This is a genomic window from Streptomyces sp. NPDC003284, from assembly GCF_053589675.1.
Window position 1 is genome coordinate 422,625 of the sequence record NZ_JBSFSI010000004.1, and the last position, 15,657, is coordinate 438,281.

Sequence of the window (15,657 nt, forward strand, 5' to 3'; positions counted from 1 at the left end):
CGACATCCGCATGGTGGACGTGATCCCCCGTCGCCGGGAACCGACCCGTAGGGTGTGCCGTGCAGCTGGTTCGCCCCGTCCGCCAGGCGGGATGCGTCGCAAGAGGGAACCCGGTGAGAATCCGGGACTGCCCCGCAGCGGTGAGCGGGAACGACCGCCGTCATACGCACTGGGCCCCGGACGGGGCCTGGGAAGCGACGGCCAGTAGGTGTCCCCCTCGTACGGATCTGGTCGGATCGGTACGGCGAGGACGGGCCCGCGAGTCCGAAGACCTGCCAACTGCCCGCGCGTGAACCACTCGCGCGCGGACATCCCGGTGACCTCGAGGGCGGGTCGGCGCACACATCGGACGGACGGCCGCACGCCGTCGCCGTCCGGTGCCGTGACCCTTCGCGCTCTCGTCCCGTCCCCGGGATCTCAGGGATTCATCTCGCGAAGGAGATCTCCGTGACCACCACGTCCGCAGCCGCGGCAGCACGGGCCACCGTGTACGGCCACCCCCGCCAGGGACCGGACCGGGAACTGAAGAAGGCCGTCGAGGGCTACTGGAAGGGCCGTGTCGACGCCGACGCCCTCCGGGCCACCGCCGCCGAACTGCGCCGCGCCACCTGGCAGTCGCTGGCCGAGGCCGGTGTCGGCGAGGTCCCGACCGGCGACTTCTCGTACTACGACCACGTGCTGGACACCACCGTCATGGTGGGCGCGATCCCGGCCCGGCACCGGGACGCCGTGGCCGCCGACGCGCTGGACGGCTACTTCGCGATGGCGCGCGGCACCCAGGACGTCGCTCCGCTGGAGATGACCAAGTGGTTCGACACCAACTACCACTATCTGGTGCCGGAGTTGGGCCCGGACACGGTGTTCACGGCGGACTCCGCCAAGCAGGTCGCCGAGCTGAAGGAGGCCCTCGCGCTCGGTCTGACGGCCCGTCCGGTCCTCGTCGGCCCCGTCACCTACCTGCTGCTGGCCAAGCCCGCGCCGGGCGTGGCCGCCGACTTCGACCCGATCACGCTGCTGGACCGGCTGCTGCCGGTGTACGCCGAGGTGCTGGCCGACCTGCGCGCGGCGGGCGCCGAGTGGGTGCAGCTCGACGAGCCCGCGCTGGTGCAGGACCGGACCCCGGCCGAGCTGAACGCCGCCGGGCGCGCCTACCGCGACCTCGGCGCCCTCACCGACCGGCCCCGGCTGCTGGTCGCGTCCTACTTCGACCGCCTCGGCGAGGCCCTGCCGGTACTGGCCAAGGCCCCCGTCGACGGACTCGCGCTGGACTTCACCGGGCCCGCGGCGGCCAACCTGGACGCGCTCGCCGCGGCCGGCGGACTGCCCGGCAAGCGGCTGGTCGCCGGTGTCGTGGACGGCCGCAACATCTGGGTCAACGACCTCGCGCACTCGCTGTCCGTGCTCGGCACCCTGCTGGGCCTGGCCGACCGCGTCGACGTCTCCGCGTCCTGCTCCCTGCTCCATGTGCCCCTGGACACCGCGCCGGAGCGGGACATCGACCCGCAGATCCTGCGCTGGCTGGCCTTCGCGCGGCAGAAGACGGCCGAGGTCGTCACCCTCGCCAAGGGCCTCGCCCGGGGCACCGACACCATCGCCGCCGAACTCGCCGCCAACCGCGCCGACCTGGCCTCCCGCGAGCAGTCCCCGCTCACCCACGACCCGGCCGTGCGCGCCCGCGCCGCCGCCGTCACCGAGACGGACGCCCGCCGCGGGCAGCCGTACGCCGAGCGGGTCACCGCCCAGCGCGCCCGGCTCGGACTGCCGCTGCTGCCCACCACCACCGTCGGCTCCTTCCCGCAGACCCCCCAACTGCGCACCGCCCGCGCCGACCTGCGGGCCGGCCGGACCGGCACGGCCGAGTACGAGGAGCGCATCAGGGCCGAGATCCAGGAGGTGATCTCCTTCCAGGAGAAGACCGGCCTGGACGTCCTGGTGCACGGCGAGGCCGAACGCAACGACATGGTGCAGTACTTCGCCGAGCAGCTCACCGGCTACCTCGCCACCCAGCACGGCTGGGTCCAGTCGTACGGCACCCGCTATGTCCGCCCGCCGATCCTGGCCGGTGACATCTCCCGCCCCGAGCCGATGACGGTGCGCTGGACGACGTACGCGCAGTCGCTCTCCGACCGGCCGGTCAAGGGCATGCTCACCGGACCGGTGACCATGCTCGCCTGGTCCTTCGTGCGCGACGACCAGCCGCTGGGCGACACCGCGCGGCAGGTCGCCCTCGCCCTGCGCGACGAGGTGAACGACCTGGAGGCGGCGGGCACTTCGGTCATCCAGGTCGACGAGCCCGCGCTGCGCGAGACGCTGCCGCTGCGCGCCGCCGACCGGCCCGCCTATCTGGCGTGGGCAACGGAGGCGTTCCGGCTCACCACGTCCGGGGTCCGTCCCGACACCCAGGTCCACACCCACATGTGCTACGCCGAGTTCGGGGACATCGTCGCCGCCATCGACGACCTCGACGCGGATGTCATCAGCCTCGAAGCGGCCCGCTCGCACATGCAGGTGGCCCGGGAACTCGCCGCGCACGGCTATCCGCGCGAGGCCGGTCCCGGTGTCTACGACATCCACTCGCCGCGGGTGCCGAGTGTGGAGGAGGCGGCCGGGCTGCTGCGCGCCGGCCTCGGGGCCATTCCCGCGGAGCGACTGTGGGTCAACCCGGACTGCGGTCTGAAGACGCGCGCCTGGCCAGAGACCCGCGCCTCCCTGGAGAACCTGGTCGCCGCGGCCCGCCGGGTGCGCGCCGAACTGGGTTAACCGGCGGCGGGGAGCTGCGGGCCGTCCCGGTCCCCACCGGGCGCCCCGGGTCCACCGGGCCCAGCGGTCTCCTCGGTCTCCCTGGTCCCGTCGGTGATCTCCCCGGTCCTCGACCGTACGCGCGCCCGCTCCGGCTCACCGGCCGGGGCGGGCGCGTCGGCGTGCCGGGGCCCGGCGAAGCGGACCGGGGCGCGGAACCTGGCCCGGCGGGCGGCCCGCCGGAAGGTGGTCAGCACGGCGGGTCCCGCCAGCAGGACGCACACGAAGTTGGTGACCGCCCGGCCGGTGTCCCAGCCCAGCGAGGTGGCCAGGTCGAAGGCGAGGTAGCGGTGCCACTGCTCGGTGAAGGGCAGGCCGGGCAGATAGGCGATGGAGCTGTTGGGGTCCAGGGAGAAGGGCCAGAAGGACAGGTTGAGCAGGAACCCGAAGAGATACCCGGACAGGGAGCCGTAGACGGCGAGCAGCAGCACCTCGCGGCGGCCGGTGGCCCGGGGCAGGAATCCGGCGAGCATGCCGACGAAGGCGCAGCCGAACATCTGGTACGGCATCCACGGCCCGACCCCGCCGGTGATCAGCGCGGAGGTGAACAGCGAGGTGCAGCCGAGGACGAAGCCGAACCCGGGGCCGTAGACCCGCCCGGCCAGGACCAGGACGAAGAAGACCGTCTCGATCCCGGCGGTGCCCGCGCCCAGCGGACGCAGGGCCGCGTTCACGGCGGAGAGCACGCCCAGCATGGCGAGCGCCTTGGAGTCGATGCCGCCCTCGGCGATCTCCGAGAGGACCACGCACAGGATGAGCACCAGCAGCACGCCGAAGATGAGCACGGGCGCGTAGTTGGAGCCGAAGCGGCCGGGCGCGACGACGAACGGCCAGAAGAAGGCGACAAGGCCGAGCAGCGCGGCCAGCGTCACCACGGCACCGACCCGTGGGGTCAGCCGGATCGCGGACTTCATCCCGCCGCCTCCTCGGCCAGGGCCTGTTCGACCTGGCCGACCGTCAGGTAGGCGAGAGGTGCGAGGACTTTGGCGGTCTGCGGGGCGAACACGGGCGAGGAGACGATGACTTCGGCCGTGGGACCGTCCGCGACGATGTCTCCCTCCGCCATGACGACGACCCGGTCGGCGGCGCGGGCAGCGAACTCCACGTCATGGGTGGAGATGACGACCGCCCGCCCTTCGGCCGCCAACGCGTCCACGACGGCGATGAGTTCGCTCTTCGCCCGGTAGTCGAGGCCGCGGGTCGGCTCGTCGAGCAGGAGGTTCCGGGGCGCGGCGGAGAGCTGGATGGCGAGGACCAGGGCCAGTTTCTGCCCCTCGGAGAGGTCGCGCGGGTGGGTGGCGTCGTCGATGCCGGGGGCGAGCCGGTCGAGGATGCGGCGGGCCTCGCCGCGGGTGCCCGACTCGGCGTCCGCCTGGTCGAGTTCCTGGCGCACGCTCTCCAGGTAGAGCAGGTCGGCGGGGGTCTGCGGGACCAGGCCGACCAGGCGGCGGGCCTCGGCGGCGGGCACGGTGTGCGGGTCGGCGGTGCCGTTGGCGCGGGTCACGGCGACGGTGCCCGCGCGGCGCGGCCCGGAGCCCTGCAACGCCCACAGCAGGGAGGACTTCCCGGAGCCGTTGCGGCCCATGAGCGCGGTCACCTCGCCGGACCGCAGGTCGAGGTCGACCGCCCGGACGGCGGGCACCCCCCGGTAGGCGACCGTGACCCCGCGCGCGGTCAGCAGGCGCGGCCGCTCACCGGCGGCGGGCGGCCGCACCGGGCCCGGGGTGCGGTCGGCGAGCCGGGCCCGCAACGGCGCGGCGGCCCGGCGGGCGTCGCGGACGGACAGCGGCAGCGGGGACCAGCCCACCGCGCGGCCCAGTTCGACGACGGGCGGCGCGACGGCCGAGGTCCGCAGGACGTCGGCGGGCGCCCCGGCGCGGGCGGTGCCGTCGCCGGGCAGGTGGATGACGCGGTCGGCGTACTGCACGACGCGTTCGAGGCGGTGCTCGGCCATGAGCACGGTGACGCCGAGGTCGTGCACCAGCCGGGTGACGGCGGCCAGCACCTCCTCGGCGGCCGTGGGGTCGAGCGCGGAGGTCGGTTCGTCCAGGACCAGGACGCGGGGGTGGGCGGTGAGCACGGAGCCGATGGCGACGCGCTGCTGCTGGCCGCCGGAGAGTTCGTGCAGGGCGCGGTGGCGCAGGTCGGCGAGGCCGAGCAGATCGAGGGTCTCCTCGACGCGTTTGCGCATGGTGGCCGGGGGGATCGCCAACTGCTCCATGGCGTAGGCGAGTTCCTCCTCGACGGTGTCGGTGACGAAGCCGTCGGCGGGGTCCTGGCCCACCACACCGACGACGTCGGCCAGTTCCCGCGGCGGGTGCGCGGCGGTGTCGCGGCCGTCGACGGTGACCCGTCCGTACAGGGTGCCGCCGGTGAAGTGCGGCACGAGGCCGTTGACGGCGCCCAGCAGCGTGGACTTGCCGACGCCGGTGTGACCGACGACGAGGCAGAGTTCGCCCTCCTCGACGGTGAGGTCGAGGTCGCGCAGGGCGGGGGCGGGCGCGTCGTCGTACTGGACGGTGACCTGGTCGAAGGTGATCACGGTGTGTCGGTTCTCCGGACGGGGGCTGCGGGCTCGGGGGCGAGGAATCCGGCCGTGCCGGCGAGCAGGACCGCGGCGGCGGGCACCACCGGGAGTCCGGGCCAGGTCAGCGGATAGAAGGTCGGGTTGAGCTGGGCCGGGTCGTAGCCGAGGTCGCTGAACAGCAGGATCGCGGAGAGCACCCCGCTGCCGGCGACGGCCCACTCGGGCAGCAGCCAGGGGTCGGGGCGGTAGGTGGTGCGGGTGATCCGCCGGCCGCCGAGGCTGAGGCCCGCCACGCACAGCGCGGCGCCGCACGCCATCGCGGGCAGCCCGAGGAAGGCGGGCGCGGTGGCGTCCAGGAGCCCGTAGGCGCCCGTGCACAGGCCGCACATGCCGAGCAGCATCAGCGCGCCGGTCAGGCGGCGCGAGGCGCGGGTGGCGGTGCCCGCCCGGCCGTAGCCCCGGGAGTCCATGGCGGCGGCCAGGCGCAGCGAGCGTTCGAGGGCGTCCTCCAGGACGGGGACCACGATGCCGCGCAGCGCCTTCATGCCCTTGGTGCGGCCCGCCCGCAGCTTGCGGGCGCGGGCGACGCGCTGCACGCTCTGCACCAGTTGGGGTGCCACGCTGATCGCGACGGTGACGGCCACGCCGAGTTCGTACAGGGCGCCGGGCAGGGCGCGCAGGGCGCGTTTGGGGTTGGCGAGGGTGTTGGCGGCGCCGATGCAGCACAGCATGCAGGCCAGCCGCAGTCCGTCGGTGGCCGACGACAGCAGCGCCTCCAGAGAGACCGGGCCGCCGATGCGGATGCCCGCGTACCAGTCGGGGGTGGGGAGGTGCGGCAGCGAGAACAGGAAGTGGTCGTGCGGGGTGATGCCGGTGGCGAACACCGCCCGGAACACGACCCGTACGGCCACGACGGACACCGCGAGGTACAGGTAGTACTTGAAGCCGCGTGCCCAGGGCGCCTCGGTGCGGCGCGCGGTGACGACGTAGCCGAGGACGGCGAGGACGAGCAGGAGCAGCAGCGGGTTGTCGGTGCGGCTGACGGCGGTGGCCAGGGCGAGCGCCCAGATCCACCAGGCCATCGGGTGCAGGGTGCGCGGCAGGCGCCGCCCGCCCCGGTCCGGGGCGGGACCGGCGGGTGCGGCGGACGCCTCGACGGTCGTGGGGGCCACCGCGCTCACGCGCCGTCGGCGCGGCGGCGGCGCGCGACGTACACGGCCGCGCCGCCGATGAGCACGACGAGCGAGACACCGGTGACGACGGGCACGATCGATCCGGCGTCGTGTTCGGCGTCGGCGGCGGGGGCGGCGTCGACGACCCGGGTGCCGGTACCGGTGCCGGTGCCCGCTGCGGCCGTGGCGGACGCGGTCGGTGCCGGGCTCGGTGGGGCGGTCGGGCTGGGTGGGGCGGTCGGCGTCGGGCTCGGGCTCGCGGTGGTCTCCTCGGCGGGTGCCGTCGGGGTCCGCGCGGGCGGCGGGGCCGCCTTCGGCGGTGCGGCGGGCGGCTGTTCGGGCGCGGGTCCGGTGTCGACGCCGGGCGGCAGCGCGGGCGCCTTGGCGGTGGAGGCGGGTTTGCCGCTGTCGCCCTGGGGCCGGGTGTTGTGGGCGCGCAGCTGGTCGGGGCGGATCTTCGGGCGGCCCTCGGTGCCGCCGATGTCGGTGCCGCCGAAGATCCACAGGTCGACGCTGCCGGGTTTGGGCCGGTAGAGCATGGCGCCGAGCTGGCTGTACTCCCAGTCGTCGCGGCCCGGGTCGGCGTGCCAGTAGGACCAGTACGCGGAGGCGGGCGGGGTCAGGACGCAGTCGTCGTCCTTCGCGGTGGGGTACTGCCTGCCGCCCTGGTAACCGCTGTAGCCGATGCGGCAGATGAACGCCGGTCCGTCGTGCCCGGTGCCGGTGGTGCGCCAGCCACCCTGGTTGAGCAGTTGGTAGCCGGTGGTCGGGGTGGTGCCGCAGGCCCGGTAGACGGGCCCGCCCCAGTGGCTGAAGTCGACGGCGAGCACCACGCCCGAGGTGGTGGTGCACCGGCCCATCGGCTGCGGGTCGGCGGCGGCCGGGGAGGATGTCGCGCCGAGCGCGGCGGCGGCCAGGGCGAGCGCCGCCGCGGTCCGGGCGAGGGCGGCGAGGCGGGGCCGTGTCATCGCTCGCTCCCGGTGTGCGCGTCCGCGCGGCGGCGGGCGGCGACCGCGGTGCGCCAGCCCGCGAGGACCAGCAGGGCGGCGACCGCGGCGAGGGCCGTGGCCTGCACACCGGTGGAGGCCAGCGCGCCGCCACCGCCGCCGCCCGCAGCGGAGGCGCCGCCGGTGTCTCCGGTGCCTCCCGTTTCTCCGGCGGTGATGATGTCGGGGGTGCCGCCGCCCTGGTCCGATGTCGGGCCGGGCTGCGGCGAGGTGCCGGTCAGGTCGGCCTTCAGGGTGCCGAAGGAGATGCCGGTCGCGCCGCCCACGGCCTGGGCGGAGGCCCGTACGTCGGAGCCGCGCTGGCCCTCCTTGGCGACGTTGAAGCCGCCGTCCGCGTTCTGCTGCGCGGCGAGGAAGGCGAGGGCCCGGGTGATCTGCGGGGCGTAGGTGTCCTTGTCCAGGGACAGCCCCTGGACGGCGAGCCCGGTGGAGTTGACGGAGTCACCGGAGGCGCCGGGGAAGCCGCCGTCGGGGAGCTGCCGGGAGGCGAGCCAGGCGAGCGCCTTGCGCACGGCCTGCTTCGCCGTGTCGCCGCCGGCCAGGTCGAGGGTCATCGCGGCCATGGCGGTGGAGTCGACCTCGGAGTCGCCGGTGGAGGGGATGAGGCTCGGCCAGGCGCCGCTCGGGTGCTGGAGGCTCTCCAGGTAGGCGATCGGCTGCTGGGCCGCCGTCTTCTCGCCCGCGCGCAGTTGCGCGAGGACGCCCAGGGACTGGGAGAAGACGGAGGGCGCGTAGGTGTAGGCGCCCTTGGCCGGGCAGGAGCGGTCGGGGGCCTTGCTCGGGGCGGTGCAGACGGCCTTGGCCAGGGTGGCGATGAGGTCGTGCCCGGTGAAGTTCCGCGGGTCGCGGCCGACGGCCTCGGCGAGCACCGCGGCCTTGCCGACGGAGCCGCCCAGCACGTGTGCGGTGCCGATACCGGTCCAGGTGTCGATGGTGCTGCCCGTGGCGTCCTTGCCGCGGGAGTCGAGGAAGTCGACGATGCCGCGCAGCCTGGCGTTGTCCAGGCCGGTGGCGGCCAGCGCGTAGGCGCCGTCGATGGTGAGGCCGAACGACGCGGTGCCCGAGCCGGGTGCGTCGGTGTAGTACCGGCCCTGCTGGAGCTGGGCCGGGGCGGTGAGGTAGGCGACGCCCTTCTTCAGGTCGGGTCCGGTGCCGCCGCCCGGGGCGGGGCCGCCGGGGCTGCTGGTGGGCCCGGTCGGGGAGCCGCTGGGCGTGCCGCCGGGCTCGGTCGGCGGGCCGCTGGTGGGCGGCACGGACGGCTTCGTGGTGACGGTGACGAGGCTGGTGCCCGCCCCGGCGAGGACGGCGGGCGACGTGGGGTGGACGACGGGGTCGGTGTCGGTCTCCTCGAAGCCGAAGCCGCCGCCGTCGAGCTGGTGCCGGGAGAGCCAGCCGACGGCCGCGTCCGCCCGCCGGGTGTCGCCGAGGGCGCGCAGGGCCTGGGCGGCGTACGCGGTGGCGGTGACGCTGCCGGTGGTGGAGCCGGTGTAGCCGGGGAAGGCGCCGTCCGCCGACTGGGACTCGGTGAGATACGTACGGGCGGCGTCCACCGTGTCGTCGTGGCCGCCCGCCCGGTGCAGGACCAGGGCGACCAGGCCGGTGGTGGCGGGGTCGCCGTCGCAGTACTCGCCGGGGCGGATGAGGATGCTGGTGATGCCGCCGTCCTTGCACTGGAGCCGGGCGAGGCGGTCGACGGACGCGGCCGGGGGTGTCTGCCCGGCGCGCAGCAGGGCGAGGACGGACAGGGCCTGGCCCTCGGTCTGGAAGGCGGTGCGGAAGTCACCGGCGGCGGTGCAGCCGGGGGCCGGTCCGGACTCGGGGCCCGCCGTGCACACGTGTGAGGCGAGGGCGTCGATCAGGTCGTGGCCGCCGAAGGCGTGCGGGTCGCGTTCGGTGGTCTCGGCGAGGAGGGCGAGGCGGGCGGCCGCGGTGGCGTCGGGGGCCTGGCCGGCGCCGTTCGGGTAGGCGTAGTCGGCGACATGGGCGGCGAGGAAGCCGGTGACCTTGTCGAGGGTGGCGTTCCTGCCGTTCGCGGCGGCGAGCGCGTAGGCGGTGTCGGCGGTCAGTTCGTAGTTCGCGGTGGTCGCGCCGTCGTCGACGATGCGTTCGTCGTCGGTGAGGCGGCCGGCGAGCCAGGCCGCCGCGGCGGCGGTGTCGAGTTCGCCGGGTGCGCCGGTGGGGGTGCCGCTGCCGCCGGGGTCGGGTGTGTGGCCGCCCGGGACGCGTACGTCGTCGGGGCTGAAGGCGGGCTTGCCCTTGGTACCGCCGATGTCGGTGCCGCCGAACACCCAGGCGTCGACGTCGCCGTCCTTGACGGTGCGTGTCATCGCGCCGCGCGAGCTGTAGGTCCAGTCCTTGTCGCCGGGCGCGGCCACCCAGTACGACCAGTAGGCCGTGGCGGGCGGGGTCAGTACGCAGTCCTCGGCGGCCGGGGTCGGGTACTCCGTACCGGAGTGGAAGGCGCCGTAGCCGATGCGGCAGAGGAAGCCGGGGCCGTCGTGCTGGGTGCCGGTGGTGGTGAACCCGGCCTGGTGCAGCAGGTTGTAGCCGGTGGTGGGGGCGGGGTCGCAGCCGCGCTCGACCTTGCCGCCGAACGGTCCGAAGTCGACGGCCACCACGGCGCCATGGGTGGCGGTGCAGCCGTCGGCGCCGTCCGCGGCGGCGGGCGCGGTCGTGAGGAACGCCACACAGGTGGCGAGGACGACGAGCAGAGCCGAGCCGAGCGACACCGCCCGCCGTGTGCTCGCGGTCGTCGGCCCGCTTCTTCGCTTCCCCGTGTCCACCCCGGTCCCCTCGCGCCTGTCCGGCGCGGACGCGGACGTGGCAGAGGGGCCCTCACCGGCCGGGGTGGTCCCCGGACGGCCGGAAGGCCGGTCGCACCACGCCGTAGTCCACGACGGCGTCTGTTGCTGTTGAGCACGCTCCAGGCATTCCGGCTCGCCCGGCGGACCGGGCCCACGGTTGCGGGTCAGCGCCGGACTTCGACCGGCTTCCCCTGGAACTCGTTGCGTATCACCGAGATTTGAGCACGCGTCACGAGGGCCGTCAAGGAGCTCCGGACGGGCTCGACCGCCCTCCGAGGCGGGCACTGGCGGCCGGTTGGCCGGTCGGGTACCGTCCCGGACTGCCGAGTGGGGGAACCCGGTGGGAGTCCGGGGCTGACGCGCAGCGGTGTGGGGCGGCGGGAGGCCGCCCCGAGCCCGAATGCCCAGGCGGTGCACCATCTCTGGAAGCCGGTCCACGCGTCCGGACGGCGGCCACGCCCGCTGCTCCGCAGGCCCGCCCGGGCCCGGCAACGGGCCGGGTCGGCGTCCTTCATCCAAGGAGCAGGCCATGTCCCGTCCGCTGTCCCTCAGCCGCGTCGCGCTCACCGCGGCGGCCGCCGTCGGCGCCCTCACGCTCACCGCGCTGCCCGCCGCGGCCACCTCCACCCCGGCGCAGATCGCCACGTCCAAGGCGAACGGCGTCACCTACCTCAAGTCGCTCCAGGCGGCGGACGGTTCGTACGCGGGGCCGGGGCTGTCCAACGAGTGGGCGTTCAGCGCGCTCGCCGCGGCCGGTACCGCGGCCGTGGACGTCACTCCGGACGGCGATCCCGCCAAGAACGCCAGATCGGTCTACCGCACCCTGCTCTCCACCGCGAGCTGGCCGTCCGCCACCCCGGTCGTCACGGACTACGAGCGGGCCACCCTGAACGCCTACGCCGCCGGTGTCGACCCCGCCCGGGTCTCCGCCTCCCGCAATCTGATCGCCGACATCTACGGCTACTGGCAGACGTCCCAGCCCGGTTACTTCGGCCCGCCCGCCAACTTCAACGGCACCGTCTTCGCGGCGCTCGCCCTGGGCGGCGCCCGCACCCAGTCGGGTCAGGTGCGTGTCCCGCAGGCGCTGCGCGACGCGCTGGTCACCCGGATCCGGGCCAACCAGCACGACGACGGCGGCTGGAACTACAGCAAGGCCGAGGGCGATCCCGGGCAGCTCGCCACCGCCGGTGACATCGACATGACCGGGGCGGCGATGGCCGCGCTGTGTGTGTCGGGGGTGCCGAACACCGACACGGACATCGTGCAGGCCAAGGCGTTCCTGAAGAGCAAACTGGTCGCCAACAGCGGCGCTTTCAACGCCATGTTCGGGATCAACACCGACTCCAACGGCTGGGCGGTGTCCGGTCTCAACGCGTGCGGCATCAACCCGCAGACCGGGGACTTCCTCACCTCCCTGGGCAGGACTCCGGTCGACTTCCTGCTCGCGCAGCAGTTCAACCCGGGCGGCGGCTTCAAGTACCAGCCCGCCGACACGGTCCCCTCGGCCTACGCGTCGGCCGACGCGCTGCGCGCGGTGGCCGGCGGCGGCTTCACCGCGGCCCCGCCCGCACCGGTGACCGCGGGCGCCCCGCAGTGGGTGGCCCAGGGCTCACTGGTCTCCGGTACGGCCACGAAGCTGGCGCTCAGCGTCGACGACGGCACCGGCAGCCCGAAGGTGTGCTCCGTCGCGCTCACCCCGACCGGCACGACGACCACACTGGGCGCCGTCCTGGACGCCGCCACCGGCGCCGCCACCCCGGCAGGCTGCGTCACCGCCGTCACCCCGTCCTCCGGCACCGGCACGGTCACCGCCCTCAACGGCAAGGCCAACAGCGGCACCGGCACCTGGAAGGTGAGCATCGACGGCGGCGCCTTCACCACCGCCTCCCGGGGCACGACGGTCGGCGTCGGCGACACGGTCGCGGTGCGCTGGGGGGCCTGACCTCAGGGCGGGGCGGCGGTCGGGGCGGTCCCGTTCAGCGGTGGAGGACCTCCCGCAGCCGCCCGCAGACCTCGTCCACCTCCGCCGCCGACGCGAAGCACCCGGCCCCGCCCATGGCCGCCTGAAGGGCGGGGCCGACGGCACCGAACCGCGTCCGGTCCGCCTTCCCGACGGGCTGCACCACGAAGTGGATGTGGCCGGGAACCCCACCCGCGTGCGACCAGAGACACACGTACACCTGCTCCGGCGCGCTCACCTCGGTGACGGCGGCGCTCACCCGCCGCAGCAGCGGGCCCAGTTCGCCGGACTCCTCCGCCGTCAGCTCGGCGACATGCAGCACGTGCCGGACCGGTTTGACCACGAGGGTGCCCGCACCGAACGGGCCGACGCAGTGCTCGACCGCCCAGAGCCCGGTGCGCAGCACGCTGCCGCCCGGCAGCGGCGCCTTGCCCAGCATGAGGTCACAGGCCAGACAGCCCTCGCTCGCATCGGACTCCTCGGCCATGGCCGCCCCCTCTTCTTCCCGGGCCCTCCGCCCGTTCCCCACGTCGCGTGGCACCTGAGTATGCCTACTCATGCCGCGCGGCGGCGGGACCGGGACGATGGGTGTGCGGGTGTGGATGTGCGTGGGTGTGAGCGGGCGCGGAGGCGGCGGCATGGGCAGGGCTGTGGGTGCGGTGGCGGGTGTCGTGGTGGCGGGGGCGGCGCTGGTGTGCGCGTATGCGGCGGGGGCACCGGCCGCGGTGGTGTTCGCGGTCGGGGCGGGGGTGCTGAGCCTGGGGTGGCTGCTGCTTCTGCTGACGCTGCCCTGGAACCTGTACTTCCGTGCGCACACGGTGCTCGCCGAGATCGCGGTGAGCCGCGAGAAGGGCCTCGATGTCTCCCCCGCCCGGGACGCCGAGGCGGCGCGTATCGCCCGGACGATGCTGCGGGCGGCCGTCGCCGGGCATGTGCTGACGGCGGCGCTGGTGCTCGCGGTCGCCTGGGCGACGGGTGAGTCCGCGGGGTACTGGTTCGCCGGGTTCTTCCTGCTGAGCACGTTCTTCCGGCCGGCCGGGGCGTACTTCGGCCAGCTCAGGCGGCGCCTGGGCACCCTGCTCAAGGACGTCACATATCCGCGTGACGACGTGGTCGAGCTGAACCGCCGGCTGGACCGCGCCGAGGCGGGGACCCGGGTGCTGGAGGAGAAGGCGGAGGAGCAGTACCGGTCCCTGGCCGAACTGCGCCGCGCGCTGGACGCGCTGGCGCTGGGCACGCACGAGCGGGCTGAGGCGACGGACCGTCAGTTCGCCGCGCTCGGGAGGGAGTTCGAGTCCACGGTGAACCGGCTCACCGACAACCAGGAGATCATCGCGGGGGTGAAGGCGTTCCTGCGGCTGCTGCGCTCCACGGACGCGGGCGGGCTGGGCGCCGCGGGCGGGGTCGCGGGCTCAGTCCAGTAGTCTCGCCACGATGCGGTCCAGCGCCCGGATGTCCTCCAGGGGCAGGGCGAGCAGTTCGTCGGGCGGGGTGGTGAGGATCTCGGCCGCGCGAGCGGCCTTCGCCCGGCCCTCCTCGGTGAGATGGACCAGTTTGGAGCGGCGGTCGGCGGGGTTGGTGATGCGCTCGGCGAGACCGCGCCGTACGAGGTCGTCGACGATGACGGTGGTGTAGGGCGGGTCGCTGCCCATCCGCTCGGCCAGTTCCCGCAGGGTGATCGGACCGGCGGCGAGCCGCCGCAGCGCCCTGATGCGGCTGAAGCTCATGCCGAGGGCCTCGGCGACGGCCTTGCGGCGGTTGTGCCGCTCCATCAGCAGGGTGTTCATCCCCTGCCAGGCGCGGGCCGCCGTACGGGCGGTGACGTCGTCGTCGCCCGCGTCGGCCGCCCGGCGGTCCTCGCCCCGGCCCGCGTCATCGCCCTCGTTCTCGCGGTTCTCGCGCTCCATCAGGTGTTCACTGGCTCCTTCGTCTCCGCGGCCGTCTCCTCGGCGGCGAACCGCCGTGCCGTCCGCTCGGCCGTCGCACGGGCCCAGCGGCCGGAAGTGAGCGTACCCGTGACCAGCACGGCGGCACCGCACCCGGCGATGATCCACCAGGCGGTGCGGGCCGCGCCGGTGAACGCGGCCGGGTCGGTGTGCGTCCCGCCGGCCAGCAGCGCGCCGAGGACCGCCACGCCGAGGACCTGGCCGGTCTGCCGGCTGGTGGAGGCCACCGCCGCCGCGACCCCCGCCTGGGCGCGGGGCATCCCGGAGACGGCGGTGTTGGTGATGGGCGCGTTGACCAGGCCGAAGCCGGTGCCGAAGAGCAGGTAGGCGACGACCAGCACAGCGGTCGGCAGCCGCTCGGAGAAGGTGAGTGCCTGGAGCACGGCGCTCGCGCACAGCGCCGACCCGGCCAGCAGCAGGGGCAGCCGCGGTCCCCGCGCGGCCACCGTACGGCCGGACAGCGGCGCGGTCAGCAGCGCCATGACCGCCATCGGCAGCAGGAACACCCCGGTGTGCAGCGGGTCGAGTCCCCGTACGTCCTGGAGGTACAGGGAGCTGACGAACAGGAAGCCGCCCAGCGCGGCGAAGGCGGCGACCGCGATCACCGTGGCGCCCGAGAACGGCGCCGAGCGGAAGAACCGCAGGTCGAGCAGGGGTTCGGCGCGCCTCGACTCGTACCGCAGCAGGGCCGGCAGCGCGCACCCGGCGACGGCGGCGCAGCCGAGGACGAGGGGCGAGGTCCAGCCGCGGTGCGGCGACTCGATGATCGCGCAGGTCAGGGCGGCGAGCAGCAGTGCGACGAGCACCTGGCCGACCGGGTCCGCGCGGCGGGGGCGCGGCGCCCGGGACTCCGGTACGTAGCTGCGGGTCAGGAGCAGCGCGGCCAGGCCGATCGGCACGTTGAGCCAGAAGATGGCCCGCCAGCCGGCGGACTCCACCAGCGCTCCGCCGATGATCGGACCGGCGGCCATGCTGATGCCGACGACGCCGCTCCACACACCGATGGCGCGGGCCCGCTGCCGGGCGTCGGTGAAGGTGTTGCTGATGATGGACATGGCGACGGGGTTGAGCATCGAGCCGCCGACCGCCTGGAGCACCCGCGCGGCGACGAGCCAGCCGAGCCCGGGGGCCAGGCTGCACAGCAGGGAGGCCGTGGTGAAGACCACCAGACCGGTCTGGAAGGTGCGGCGGCGGCCCACGCGGTCGGCGGTCGAGCCGGAGAACATCAGCAGGCTCGCCAGCACCAGCGTGTAGGCGTCCACGGTCCATTGCAGCCCGGACACCGAGGTGTGCAGGTCGCGCTGGACGGAGGGCAGGGCGACGTTGAGGACGGTGTTGTCGAGGCTGACGATCAGCAGGCTCATGCAGCAGACGGCGAGGACGAGCCAGGGCCTTCGGCGGTCGGCGGCCGACTCGGCGGGGATGACCGGTGGGACGGGCAT

Annotated in this window: 11 protein-coding genes and 2 riboswitches; of the genes, 3 read left to right on the top strand and 8 right to left on the bottom strand. The window is 74.6% G+C overall.

What is annotated here, in order from left to right:
- The first annotated feature begins 49 nt into the window (after positions 1 to 49).
- Positions 50 to 294: riboswitch (cobalamin riboswitch) on the top strand.
- 153 nt (positions 295 to 447) lie between these two features.
- On the top strand, positions 448 to 2,760 hold the full coding sequence (gene metE, locus ACWDYF_RS11845) for a 5-methyltetrahydropteroyltriglutamate--homocysteine S-methyltransferase (protein WP_389465403.1): 2,313 nt from the start codon (positions 448 to 450) through the stop codon (positions 2,758 to 2,760).
- Here metE and ACWDYF_RS11850 read toward each other — a convergent pair.
- From ACWDYF_RS11850 to ACWDYF_RS11870, 5 genes are read right to left on the bottom strand one after another with little or no spacing between them, the layout of a single operon-like run.
- The gene (locus ACWDYF_RS11850; RefSeq protein ID WP_389465400.1) at positions 2,757 to 3,713 is read right to left on the bottom strand and encodes an ECF transporter S component; all 957 of its coding nucleotides are present in this window, start codon (positions 3,711 to 3,713) and stop codon (positions 2,757 to 2,759) included. The two genes, metE and ACWDYF_RS11850, sit on opposite strands and share 4 nt — an antisense overlap.
- Positions 3,710 to 5,341, bottom strand: a complete 1,632-nt coding sequence (locus ACWDYF_RS11855; RefSeq protein ID WP_389465397.1) for an ABC transporter ATP-binding protein — start codon at positions 5,339 to 5,341, stop codon at positions 3,710 to 3,712. The genes ACWDYF_RS11850 and ACWDYF_RS11855 overlap by 4 nt, the downstream gene beginning before the upstream one ends.
- On the bottom strand, positions 5,338 to 6,507 hold the full coding sequence (locus ACWDYF_RS11860) for an energy-coupling factor transporter transmembrane component T (protein WP_018565342.1): 1,170 nt from the start codon (positions 6,505 to 6,507) through the stop codon (positions 5,338 to 5,340). Before ACWDYF_RS11860 ends, ACWDYF_RS11855 begins: the two co-directional genes overlap by 4 nt.
- Positions 6,504 to 7,466, bottom strand: coding sequence for a hypothetical protein (locus ACWDYF_RS11865; protein ID WP_389465393.1), 963 nt, complete (start codon positions 7,464 to 7,466; stop codon positions 6,504 to 6,506). The genes ACWDYF_RS11860 and ACWDYF_RS11865 overlap by 4 nt, the downstream gene beginning before the upstream one ends.
- Complete coding sequence (locus ACWDYF_RS11870; RefSeq protein WP_381742170.1) at positions 7,463 to 10,234, bottom strand: prenyltransferase/squalene oxidase repeat-containing protein; 2,772 nt, start codon at positions 10,232 to 10,234, stop codon at positions 7,463 to 7,465. The genes ACWDYF_RS11865 and ACWDYF_RS11870 overlap by 4 nt, the downstream gene beginning before the upstream one ends.
- 179 nt (positions 10,235 to 10,413) lie before the next feature.
- Positions 10,414 to 10,546, bottom strand: a riboswitch (cobalamin riboswitch).
- A gap of 292 nt (positions 10,547 to 10,838) precedes the next feature.
- Here ACWDYF_RS11870 and ACWDYF_RS11875 point away from each other — a divergent pair.
- A complete protein-coding gene (locus ACWDYF_RS11875) occupies positions 10,839 to 12,251 on the top strand; it encodes a hypothetical protein (RefSeq protein ID WP_389465389.1) in 1,413 nt (470 codons plus the stop codon).
- Positions 12,252 to 12,285: 34 nt separating this feature from the next.
- On the opposite strand, the gene ACWDYF_RS11880 is transcribed toward ACWDYF_RS11875, so the two are convergent.
- Positions 12,286 to 12,756 carry an HIT family protein gene (locus ACWDYF_RS11880; protein WP_381742167.1) on the bottom strand — a complete coding sequence of 157 codons (471 nt, stop codon included), beginning with the start codon at positions 12,754 to 12,756 and terminating at the stop codon, positions 12,286 to 12,288.
- A 151-nt stretch (positions 12,757 to 12,907) separates the two neighbouring features.
- On the opposite strand from ACWDYF_RS11880, the gene ACWDYF_RS11885 reads away from it, so the two are divergent.
- Positions 12,908 to 13,693 (top strand): hypothetical protein, encoded by a 786-nt coding sequence (locus ACWDYF_RS11885; protein WP_389465385.1) that lies wholly within the window; start codon positions 12,908 to 12,910, stop codon positions 13,691 to 13,693.
- Here ACWDYF_RS11885 and ACWDYF_RS11890 read toward each other — a convergent pair.
- Together ACWDYF_RS11890 and ACWDYF_RS11895 are read right to left on the bottom strand one after the other, a co-directional pair.
- The gene (locus ACWDYF_RS11890) at positions 13,682 to 14,176 is read right to left on the bottom strand and encodes a MarR family winged helix-turn-helix transcriptional regulator (RefSeq protein WP_018565348.1); all 495 of its coding nucleotides are present in this window, start codon (positions 14,174 to 14,176) and stop codon (positions 13,682 to 13,684) included. The genes ACWDYF_RS11885 and ACWDYF_RS11890 overlap by 12 nt on opposite strands.
- Entirely contained in the window at positions 14,176 to 15,657 is a 1,482-nt protein-coding gene (locus ACWDYF_RS11895; protein ID WP_389465382.1) for an MFS transporter, read from the bottom strand. Before ACWDYF_RS11895 ends, ACWDYF_RS11890 begins: the two co-directional genes overlap by 1 nt.

Bases quoted from the DNA above. Each gene is read 5' to 3' on its own strand.
- ACWDYF_RS11885 (WP_389465385.1), top strand. From the start codon at position 12,908: ATGGGCAGGGCTGTGGGTGCGGTGGCGGGTGTCGTGGTGGCGGGGGCG.
- ACWDYF_RS11880 (WP_381742167.1), bottom strand. From the start codon at position 12,756: ATGGCCGAGGAGTCCGATGCGAGCGAGGGCTGTCTGGCCTGTGACCTC.
- ACWDYF_RS11865 (WP_389465393.1), bottom strand. From the start codon at position 7,466: ATGACACGGCCCCGCCTCGCCGCCCTCGCCCGGACCGCGGCGGCGCTC.
- ACWDYF_RS11890 (WP_018565348.1), bottom strand. From the start codon at position 14,176: ATGGAGCGCGAGAACCGCGAGAACGAGGGCGATGACGCGGGCCGGGGC.
- ACWDYF_RS11875 (WP_389465389.1), top strand. From the start codon at position 10,839: ATGTCCCGTCCGCTGTCCCTCAGCCGCGTCGCGCTCACCGCGGCGGCC.
- ACWDYF_RS11850 (WP_389465400.1), bottom strand. From the start codon at position 3,713: ATGAAGTCCGCGATCCGGCTGACCCCACGGGTCGGTGCCGTGGTGACG.
- ACWDYF_RS11895 (WP_389465382.1), bottom strand. From the start codon at position 15,657: ATGCCCGTCCCACCGGTCATCCCCGCCGAGTCGGCCGCCGACCGCCGA.